Annotated in this window: 9 protein-coding genes and 2 tRNA genes; 7 read left to right on the plus strand and 4 right to left on the minus strand. The window is 60.8% G+C overall.

Annotation, left to right across the window (positions count from 1 at the left end):
• The first annotated feature begins 23 nt into the window (after positions 1–23).
• The 5 genes from IHN22_RS11280 to IHN22_RS11300 all read left to right on the plus strand — a co-directional run bounded on the left by IHN22_RS11280 (position 24) and on the right by IHN22_RS11300 (position 1824).
• Positions 24–99: transfer RNA gene (locus IHN22_RS11280), tRNA-Thr, on the plus strand.
• A gap of 12 nt (positions 100–111) precedes the next feature.
• Positions 112–196: transfer RNA gene (locus IHN22_RS11285), tRNA-Tyr, on the plus strand.
• Positions 197–474: 278 nt separating this feature from the next.
• Complete coding sequence (locus tag IHN22_RS11290; RefSeq protein WP_191435424.1) at positions 475–1104, plus strand: LexA family protein; 630 nt, start codon at positions 475–477, stop codon at positions 1102–1104.
• Between the two features lie 14 nt (positions 1105–1118).
• Positions 1119–1478, plus strand: coding sequence for a DUF6483 family protein (locus tag IHN22_RS11295; protein WP_087188356.1), 360 nt, complete (start codon positions 1119–1121; stop codon positions 1476–1478).
• A gap of 13 nt (positions 1479–1491) precedes the next feature.
• Positions 1492–1824: a cupin domain-containing protein gene (locus IHN22_RS11300; RefSeq protein WP_191435426.1), complete on the plus strand. Its 333-nt coding sequence runs from the start codon at positions 1492–1494 to the stop codon at positions 1822–1824.
• A 38-nt stretch (positions 1825–1862) separates the two neighbouring features.
• On the opposite strand, the gene IHN22_RS11305 is transcribed toward IHN22_RS11300, so the two are convergent.
• Together IHN22_RS11305 and IHN22_RS11310 are read right to left on the minus strand one after the other, a co-directional pair.
• The gene (locus IHN22_RS11305; RefSeq protein WP_087188359.1) at positions 1863–2231 is read right to left on the minus strand and encodes a metallopeptidase family protein; all 369 of its coding nucleotides are present in this window, start codon (positions 2229–2231) and stop codon (positions 1863–1865) included.
• The gene (locus tag IHN22_RS11310) at positions 2228–4399 is read right to left on the minus strand and encodes a Tex family protein (RefSeq protein WP_191435428.1); all 2172 of its coding nucleotides are present in this window, start codon (positions 4397–4399) and stop codon (positions 2228–2230) included. The genes IHN22_RS11305 and IHN22_RS11310 overlap by 4 nt, the downstream gene beginning before the upstream one ends.
• Positions 4400–4527: 128 nt before the next feature.
• Between IHN22_RS11310 and IHN22_RS11315 the strand changes: the two genes are divergently transcribed.
• The gene (locus IHN22_RS11315; protein WP_191435430.1) at positions 4528–5481 is read left to right on the plus strand and encodes a hypothetical protein; all 954 of its coding nucleotides are present in this window, start codon (positions 4528–4530) and stop codon (positions 5479–5481) included.
• A 60-nt stretch (positions 5482–5541) separates the two neighbouring features.
• Here the strand turns inward: IHN22_RS11315 and IHN22_RS11320 are convergent, their stop codons facing one another.
• Positions 5542–6567, minus strand: coding sequence for an aldose epimerase family protein (locus IHN22_RS11320; RefSeq protein ID WP_191435432.1), 1026 nt, complete (start codon positions 6565–6567; stop codon positions 5542–5544).
• Between the two features lie 271 nt (positions 6568–6838).
• On the opposite strand from IHN22_RS11320, the gene IHN22_RS11325 reads away from it, so the two are divergent.
• Entirely contained in the window at positions 6839–7276 is a 438-nt protein-coding gene (locus tag IHN22_RS11325) for a hypothetical protein (RefSeq protein ID WP_191435435.1), read from the plus strand.
• A 66-nt stretch (positions 7277–7342) separates the two neighbouring features.
• Here the strand turns inward: IHN22_RS11325 and IHN22_RS11330 are convergent, their stop codons facing one another.
• Entirely contained in the window at positions 7343–9931 is a 2589-nt protein-coding gene (locus IHN22_RS11330; protein WP_191435434.1) for an S-layer homology domain-containing protein, read from the minus strand.
• Between the last annotated feature and the right edge of the window lie 11 nt (positions 9932–9942).

The raw sequence follows: 9942 nt of genomic DNA on the forward strand, positions 1-9942 counted from the left end.
ATTCGCTGTGGACGAGCTGGTCTGCTGGTGTAGCTCAGTTGGTAGAGCAGTTGATTTGTAATCAACCGGTCGGGGGTTCGAGTCCGTCCACCAGCTCCAACAAGTTCATATGGAGGAGTTCCCGAGTGGCCAAAGGGGGCAGACTGTAAATCTGTTGCGATTCGCTTCGGTGGTTCGAATCCACCCTCCTCCACCAAAAATGTCTCGCCAGAAGGCGGGGCATTTTTTATTTTCCTCCCCAATCGGGATGCCTCGCCGGACGGCGGGGCTTTTTCTTCCCCTGCGTTTCTCCCCTCTCCGAAATAAATCTCCGATTGGTGATGAACTTATCCAAATATGGAACTTTCGTTCCATCGCATAGCCATAATAGCACCAAACGGAGATAAAAGTCAATCATTTTTTGTCGAAGTATGTTGCGTTTGGTGATAAAATGTGATAGAATAGACCCACAAATTGGACAGGAGGGAACATGGTATGGAGCAGGAGAGCACCTTCGGCGCCCGTCTGCGCAGCCTGATGGAAGAGTCCGGCCTCAGCTATGAACAGCTGGGGGACCGGCTGAATATGAATCCCCAGACTCTGAACCGCTATGTCCTGGGCCAGCGTGAGCCCAAAATCGGCACCGCCGCCGCTATTGCCCGCTCCCTTGGGGTGGACCCGCTGTGGCTGCAGGGTTTCAACGTCCCCCGCCAGCCCCCCTGCCCTGCTCGCCGGGAGCCGGTGGTACCCATACTCGGTGTCATCCGGGCGGGCTCCCCCATTCTGGCCAGCCAGCAGATCGAGGGCTATGCCGCTGCCGACGTACCCGATCCGGAGGAGCATTTCTATCTTCGGGTCACCGGCGACAGCATGATCAACGCAGGCATCCGGGACGGGGATCTGGTCCTCATCCGGCGTCAGTGTACGGCGGAGAACGGCCAGATCGTGGCCTGCCTGGTGGACGGGGAGGACGCCACTCTGAAGCGCTTCCGCTGTCAGAAGGGCATGGTAATCCTTCAGCCGGAAAATCCCTGCTATGAGCCCAAAATCATTCCCCTGCGGGACTTCGAGCAGGGGTTGGCCCGCATCGTGGGCATAGCCGTCAAGCTGGTGCGGGAACTATAAAAAGGAGCGATACCATGCTGACAGACGACTGGATGCTGCGGCAGGTGGACGGGTTGGCCCGTTCCCTGGCCAAGCTGGTTTTGAAGAAGGACTCCGCCGACTATCTGCCCACCGGTGCGGAGGAGGACGCAGCGCTGGATGCCCTCCATCTCCGACTTGTGGAGCGGCTGGCCGCCGGCGATGTGGGCGGCGGAGAAGATCTGCTCTTTCAGGAGAGCGACTGGGACGACCTGCGCTACCTGGAGGTGGCAGTGGACTTCTATGCCCGCGCCAACACCCTCACCGACGACCAGCTGGACCAGGCCGGCTTTGACCGGCAGGAGCTGCAGGAGGGCCTGCAGGAGCTGGCGGCCCGTTACGGTGTGATTCTGTAAGGAGGATACCCCTATGAAACTCTGTTTTTCCCAGATGGAAGAGACCCCCATGCCTCAGTTCAAGGGGGGCAAAAAGACCACCTACAGCCGTTTTGTGGACGACTGCGTCAACCGCATCATGATGAACCGGTTGGGACCCGGCGCCTCCATCGGCCTGCACACCCACACTGGCAACAGCGAGGTCATGTACATCCTTTCCGGCACCGGAAAAGCCATCTGCGACGGCGTGGAGGAGCGTCTGGGCCCCGGCGACTGCCACTACTGCCCGGAGGGCCACGCCCATACCCTCCTCAACGACGGCGGGGCCGACCTGGTCTTTTTTGCTGTGGTACCTCAGCACAACTAAACAAAAAAGCGGCGGACGCGATGCGTCCGCCGCTTTTTTTATTGTTCCCGCCGGTACTGTTCCAGTTCCAGCTCGTCCTTGATCTCCAGGCCCCGCTCGCCGGCCAGGCCCTCCACATGGTGGGTAAACTCATGGGACAGGGTGGTGTACAGCTCGTCCTCCCAGTCCTCCTCCGTCCAGTTCTCCTGCTCAGCCAGGGCGGCAAAGGATCCGTAGTAGAGGTTGATGTACCGCCCCATCATATCGTTGCAGTACTCCCCCATAATGTAGAGGTCCTCCCCTGCTGGGTCCTCCACCGCCTCGGGCAGCAGGGAGATGCCCCCGTTCAGGTCCTGATAGAACTCCTCCGGGAATTCCTCCGCCATTTCGTCCAGCAGGTCCCCCACCTGGTCAAAGCTGAGGATCATACCGCTCCCTCCTTGGGCTTTTTCATGGTGAGAGAGATGCGCTTCTTTTTCTCATCCACCTCCAGCACCCAGACGGTGACGATGTCCCCCACGGCGCACACCTCGCTGGGGTGGCGCACCCGACGGTTGGACAGCTGGGAGATGTGGACCAGTCCGTCCTGGTGGACGCCGATGTCCACAAACACGCCGAAATCGATGACGTTGCGCACCGTGCCGGTGAGCTCCATCCCCGGCTTCAGGTCCTTCATCTCCATCACGTCGGTACGCAGAATGGGCTTGGGCAGCTCGTCACGTGGGTCCCGGCCCGGCTTGAGCAGCTCCTTCACGATGTCATCCAGGGTGGGCAGGCCCACGCTGCAGTCCTGGGCCGCCTTCTCCCGGCCATAGGCCTGCACCCGCTGGTCCAGGTCAGCGATGTTCCCGGCCCCCACATCCTTCAGGGTGTAGCCGCACAGCTCCAGCAGCTTCTGGGCCGCCTCGTAGCTCTCCGGGTGGACGCCGGTGTGGTCCAGCACATTCTTGCTCTCCGGCACCCGCAGGAAGCCGGCGCACTGCTCGAAGGCCTTGGGGCCCAGCTTGGGCACCTTGAGTACCCCCTTCCGGGTGGTAAAGGCGCCATTCTCCTCCCGGTACTTGACGATGTTTTTGGCGGTGGTGTTGTTCAGGCCCGCCACATAGGCCAGCAGAGGAGCCGAAGCGGTGTTCAGGTCCACGCCTACCGCGTTGACGCAGTCCTCCACCACGCCGCCCAGGGTCTCATCCAGCCGGGCCTGGGGCATATCGTGCTGATACTGGCCCACGCCGATGGACTTGGGATCGATCTTCACCAGCTCGGCCAGGGGGTCCTGGAGCCGCCGGGCAATGGACACGGCGGAACGCAGATTCACGTCGTAGTCGGGGAACTCCTCCGCCGCCAGCTTAGAGGCGGAATACACCGATGCGCCCGCCTCGTTGACGATCATGTAGCTCACCCCGCCGCCCAGCTTGCGGATCATCTCCACCGCCATCTGTTCGGTCTCCCGGCTGGCGGTGCCGTTGCCAATGGCGATGTGGGCCACGTTGTGCTTGCGGATGAGCCTGGACAGGATGTCGATGGCCTCCTGCTTCTTCTTTTCATTGAAGGTGGGATACACCACCGCCGTGTCCAGCACCTTGCCGGTGGCGTCCACCACCGCCACCTTGCAGCCGTTGCGGTAGCCCGGGTCCAGGCCCATGGTAACAAAGCCCTTCACCGGCGGCTGCATCAGCAGGGGTTTCAGGTTGAGGCCAAACATCTTGATGGCCCCCTCGTCGGCCTGCTCGGTAAGCAGGTTGCGCATCTCCCGCTCCACCGAGGGGAAGATGAGCCGGTCGTAGGCGTCCTCGGCGGCGGCGCGCACAAAGGCCATGGCAGGGGTGCCGGGGTTGAGCACCCGCCGGCGGACGGGGATGAGGGCGGCTTCCCGGTCCATCTCCACGCTCACCTTCAGGATATCTTCCCGCTCGCCCCGGTTGATGGCCAGGATCTGGTGTCCCTGGAGGCGGCTGATGGGAGACCGGAAGTCGTAGTACAGCCGGTACACCGTGTCCGACCGCTCCTTGGCCGCGGCGGCGGATACCAGATAGCCCTTCTTCCACACCAGCTCCCGCAGCAGCTTGCGGATGTCGGCGTCGTCGGAGATGCGCTCGGCAATGATGTCGTTGGCGCCCTGGAGGGCCTCCTCCACCGTCTCCACGCCCTTCTCCGGGTCAACATACCCGGCGGCAGCTTCTTCCGGCACAGGGCCGTCCATGGCCTGAGCGAAGAGCAGATCGGCCAGGGGCTCCAGCCCCTTCTCCTTTGCCATGGTGGCTCGGGTGCGCCGCTTCTGCTTGTAGGGGCGGTACAGGTCCTCCACCTCCGCCAGGGTGGCGGCGGAGTCAATGGCGGCGGAGAGTTCCTCCGTCAGCTTACCCTGGGCCTCAATGGCCCCCTTGACCTCCTCCCGCCGCTTGTCCAGGTTCCGCAGGTATTGCAGCCGGTCGGCCAGGGTGCGCAGGGTGGTGTCTTCCATGGCGCCGTGGAGCTCCTTGCGGTAGCGGGCGATAAAGGGAATGGTGTTGCCCTCGTCGATGAGGTTCACCACGTTCTGAATGTATGTCTCCTTCTGGCCCAGTTCCCTGGCCAGGATCTGAATGATGGTATCCATAGTGTTCTCCTTTGCAGCGGGCTTGTCATCAATATTTTACCCGGTTTTGAACCGCAAGTCCAGGGTATCTCCTTGCTTTCCCCCGTCGTTGTGTGTAAAATCAAGGGGAAAGAAGGGGGAAAGATGTTATGAACCAACGCCTTTATGAGATCGACCAGGCCATCGATGCCCTGACCGCCGCCCAGGCCCGCCGCAAGCAGCTGGATGCCCAGATCGAGGAACTCCACCGTCAGCGGGGGGAGCGGCAGGCCAAGGTGGACGAGACCGCCCAAAGCTTCCGCAAGGAGCAGGACGACGTGGACAAGCTGGAGAAGGGCGGCGTGCACGCCTTTCTCCTTACCCTGATTGGTCATAAGGAGGAGCGGCTGGACAAGGAGCGCCGGGAGGCTCTGGCCGCCAAACTCCAGTACGACCAGGCCCGGTCGGACCTGGAATATCTGGAGAACAAGCTCAACGGCCTGATCCGGGAGCGGGACGGCCTGCGGGACGCCCCCGAGCAGCTGGAGGCACTGTGGGCGGAGAAGGCGGAGCTGGTGAAGGCCATGGGCGGCCAGACAGGGGCCCGGCTGGTGGAGCTGGACCGCCAGCTGTCTGACGTGACCCATCAGCAGAAGGAACTGGAGGAGGCACTCTCCGCCGGCGAGAACGCCAAGCGGCTGCTGGGCCAGGTCCAGGACGATCTGGACAGCGCCCGCAGCTGGGGCACCTGGGATATGCTGGGGGGCGGACTGATCGCCACCATGGCCAAGTACGACCGGCTGGACAGCGCCCAGTCCAGCATCCGGGCGGCTCAGCGGGCCCTGAGCGACTTCCGCACCGAGCTGGCCGATGTGAGTCAGCTCCAGGTGCCCAGCATCCAGATCGGGGAGTTTGCCACCTTTGCCGATTACTTCTTTGACGGCATTTTCTCCGACTGGTACGTCCAGTCCAGCATCAAAAAGGCCCAGGAGGGGGTATCGGAGGTCCACATGAAGCTGACCGCCGCACTCCGGGATCTGGAGGCCGCCTCTCAGGACCTGAACGACCAGCAGGCTTCTCTAAAGCGAGAGCGGGAAGAGTTGCTGGATTCCGTCTCATCTTAAAGCGCAAAAGAGCCGGCCTGCCAATGGGGCAGACCGGCTCTTTGCTTGCGTTCGCCCGGCTTAAATGGTAGCCAGCCGGTAGGTGGTGGTGTGGCGGTACTCCTCCCCCGCCCGCAGGATGGGGCTGGGGAAGCCCTGGTGGTGGATGGCGTCGGGCCAGCCCTGGGTCTCCAGGCAGAAGGCCGACCGGGGCCCGTACACCGCCCCATCCTTGCCGGGCACGCCGTCCAGATAGTTGGCGGTGTAGAGCTGGAGGCCGCACTGGGTGGTGTAGCACTCCAGGCACAGCCCGCCGCCCATGACCCGGGCGGCCAGCCCCAGAGGGGCATTGGGCTGGGTCCGCAGCACAAAGTTGTGGTCGTAGCCGTTGCCCACCGTCAGCTGGGGATGCTGCATGGCCAGTCCCTGAAGGAACGCCCGGGGGAAACGGACGTCAAAGGGGGTGCCCTCCACCGCCAGCAGGGACCCGGTGGGGGTACTGTTGGCGTCGTTTTCGGTGATAGCACTGGCATACACCTGGACCCGCTGGCCCTCCAGGGACCCGAAGTTGTGGCCCATCAAATTGAAGTAGCTGTGGTTGGTCAGGTTACACAGGGTATCCTTGTCGCTCTTGGCCCAGTAATCCAGGGAGAGTACGCCGTCGGCGGTGAGGTCGTAGCTCACCCGCACCTCCAGGGTGCCGGGGAAGCCCTCCTCTCCGTCGGGGCTGGTGTGGGAGAGCACCAGCTTGCCCTCCCGGACTGCCGCCTCCCACACGGCCTCATGAAAGCCGTGAACGCCGCCATGGAGGCAGTTGGGGCCGTTGTTGGCGGCCAGGGGGTAATGGACCCCGTTCAGGTCAAAGGAGGCGCCGCCGATGCGGTTGGCCACCCGGCCCACCAGGGCGCCGAAGTATTTGTCCTGCTTCTCATAGTCGGCCAGCGTGTCGCATCCCAGCACCACGTCTCTGTCCTCCACCATAAAGCTGCGGAGGATGCCGCCATAGGTGAGGATCTTGGCCGTATAGCTGCCCGCCTGGGCGGTCCACTGTTCCACTTCCTTGCCCCCGGCTGTGACGCCGAAAGGTTCTCTTGTCCAGTCTGCCATGGTTCCACCTTTCTCCCGGCCGAAGCGGGCCTCCCCTTCCTGTGAGCAAAGCCCGTTCCGCCTGATCATTCCACTCCATATCCGGTCCCGTTCCCGGGACAGCCTTACAGGAAATGATAACATATTTTGCGTCCCATGCCAATAGCCAGACGCTCCGCAAAGGGCACTCCTTGCCGGCAGTCTGCCAGTTGTTTTTTGCCTGTGCAACAGATCGCCGTCTGACGCTGTTGATGGATCATAACGGTCCAAACGAGAACAAGGAGGAATGTGCATGGCAAACTATACGGAACATTATCAGCTCCACCAGTGGGAGCCGGAGGACCCGTTCCTTCGGACGGACTTCAATGAGGATTTCAAAAAAATCGATACGACGCTGGACGGCAAAGGAAACTGCCGGATTGCCACCGGCAGCTATGCAGGCACAGGGGAATATGGTAAGGCCCACCCCAACACCATTCAGCTGCCTTTCCCGGCCCAGATGATCCTGTTGGATGTATCCGCCCGCAAGCACTACAATGGTATCCCGGAATATTACATCCTCTTCCGGCAGGCGCCCAGCTTTATACCGGACGACACCTCCAACGGGTCCAATATGCTGACCTGGAGCGACAGTTCCGTGTCTTGGTACTACACCGACTCCCACCCTGATGGCGCTCTTTACCAGTTCAATAAGACCGGCCAGACCTATCACTATACCGTAATTGGATAAAAAACGAGTCCCCGGAAAATCCGGGGACTCGTTTTTGTTTGTAGAGTTCCGATAGAATCGGGCTGATTACTTCGCAGCGATGTCAGTCACAACGATGATCACAGCGCCGTCCTTGGAGACGTTCAGGGACAGGGTCACAGCGCCGACCTTCTCGTCGTTGACCAGGTTGGTCAGAGACTCCAGGCTGGAGACGGTCTTGCTGTAGCCAGCATCGGTGTCGTGAGTATCAACGAAGGCAGCCTCGGCAACCTCGATGTCCTCAACCTTCTTGCCGTCCACGGTCACGGTCAGCAGGTTCTCGAACAGAGCATCCTTACCAATGGTAGCATTGGCAATCACGCCCTCCTCGTCGTCCCACACGAAGCCGGTGGTAACGGTCATCTTGTTGGCATCGTCCAGGACGTAGTAGCCGTCCTCGTCGGTGTCATAGGTGTAGAAGCCAGCAGTCAGGGGGTACTGGCCCTCGGCCACGTTCATGGTGTCCTTCTTGCCGTCGGCATAGTAGACGGTCTGGACGCGGTAACCGTCGCCCATCTCGGTGCTGGCCTTGGCAATGAAGATAGCGTCGTCGCTGAAGGTCTGAGCCTGATCAGCATTGTTGGTAACAATGATGATGTACTTGGCCACAGCGGAGCCGTCCTCGGTGATGACGAAGGACTTGGTAGCCTTGCTGGTGTCGTAAGCCACGCCGCCGGTGTACACGGAGGTATCCAGCTTGTTGGTGGTGCCTTCCACAAAGACGTACTTGGTGTCAGCGTTCAGACGGAAGGTCTTGGCGCTGGTGCTGATACGGGTGGAAGTCTTCTCCAGCTTAGCGTTGAAGGTCACGTTGTCGTACAGATCCCAAGTCTCCTCGGTGTTGGGAGCCCAAACAGTCAGGTCGAACTTGTCGTCGCCGGACTTGTGGGTCTCCTTGGCGTTGTCGGTCCACTTCTTATCGGAAATGGTGACCAGCTTGCCGTCGAAGTTGGTCAGGTAGGTGCCAGTGCCGGTAGCCTTATCCACGTTCTCCAGCTCGATCTGGGAGATGGTGCCGTCCAGAGCAACCAGCTGAGCATAGTAGGTGGTGACGTTAGCACCAGAGACCTTGGAGACCTCGTCCCACACCTTGTCCACATAGTAGACCTCGTCGATGGTAGCGGAAGCTTCCTTCACGGTCTCAGCGCCGATCACGAAGCCGTTCTCGTCCAGGTAGAAGTCATACTCGGAGCCGGCCTTAATCACAGTAGCCTCGGTGTAACCGGAAGCCAGGGTGTACTTGGTGCCATCGATGGTGAAGTAGCCGTTGTAACCGTCGGCAGCGGTAATCTTGGTGGTAGCAACCTTGCCGGACACGGTCTCCACGTCAGCGATAGCCAGGACAGCGGCGTCAACCACAGCGCCCTTGGTGTAGACGATCAGGTAATCGTCCTCCTCGTACTTGGCGGACAGCTTGTCGAAGGTGTCGTTGTTCTTCTTGGTGTCGTCATCGAAGGTGACATTGGTAGCAGTACTCTTGTCCCAAGGATTGTAGATGTCCAGGGAGACGGACTCGTCATCCAGATCGGTGACCTGAGCCAGGTAGCCCTGCTTCACCACGATGTGGGTGATCTCCTTGGCCTTGTCGCCGTTGGCGTACATCTCGATCACGGTGCCGACATACTCGCGGGCAGCCAGCTTGTCAGCGTTCAGAGAAGCGTCCTTGGAGCCGTTCACATACACGGTGGCCTTGGAGAAGTCGTAGTCGTCGTCCTTCAGATCCTTCAGCTCGTCAGCGTCGAAGCCCTCAACGTAGGTCTTGACAGCAGCCTTGGTGGCATAGGTGCCAACGGTGTCGCCGTCATAGGTCCACTTGGTGGCGGGAGCGCCGAAGTCGTCACGCACGTCGCCGGTGTCCAGCTTCAGGTCGGAGAAGTACTTCTCGCAGAACTGCTGATACTCGTCGCGGTCAGCGGAGACAACGCGGTAATCGTCGGACTTGTCGTTGGCCACAGGCTCGGCATTAGAAGCGCCCATATTGACGGAGCCGCCGCCGTTGCCGAAGTCAATGTCAATACCCTTGTTGTCGTACTTGACCATGTTGGCGGTCAGAGCCTGGAAAGCCATCTGAGCAGCGTCCTGACGGGACAGCTCGTTGGTCAGCACCAGGCCCTTGGGGGAGATGCCAGCCTCGATGGCGTCGGCAGCCACGTTGATGGTCCAGGAGTTGCCGGTGTAGTTCTCGATCTTGGGATCATAGCCCAGAGCAACCAGCAGCATCTTGGCAAAAGCAGCGCCGGTCAGCTTGCCCTCGGGGAAGAAGTGGCCCTGACCATCGCCAGCCAGGATGCCCAGGTTCACGCAGTAGCCGATGAAGGGAGCGGACCAGCGGTCAGCAGCCACGTCGGTAAACACGGCGCCGCTGGTGGCCAGCTTCTCAGCGGCCTCTTCGCCCAGGAGCATATAGCAGATGATCTTGGCAGCCTGCTCACGGGTCAGAATGGAGTTGGGCTGGAAGTCGCCCTTATCGCCGCCCTCGAGAATACCGAGTGCGACCATAACGTCGACAGCCTCAACGTTCTTGATTTCATCCGCATCGGTGAAATCGCTGCTCGCAGCGCCGGCGCCCACGACCATCATGCCCATCAGCATAACAGCGGCCAGAGCCAGGCTGAGAGTCCTCTTGAGGTTTCTCATTTGGAATTCCT

Source organism: Flavonifractor sp. An112 (assembly GCF_904377885.1).
Classification (GTDB): domain Bacteria; phylum Bacillota; class Clostridia; order Oscillospirales; family Oscillospiraceae; genus Flavonifractor; species Flavonifractor avicola.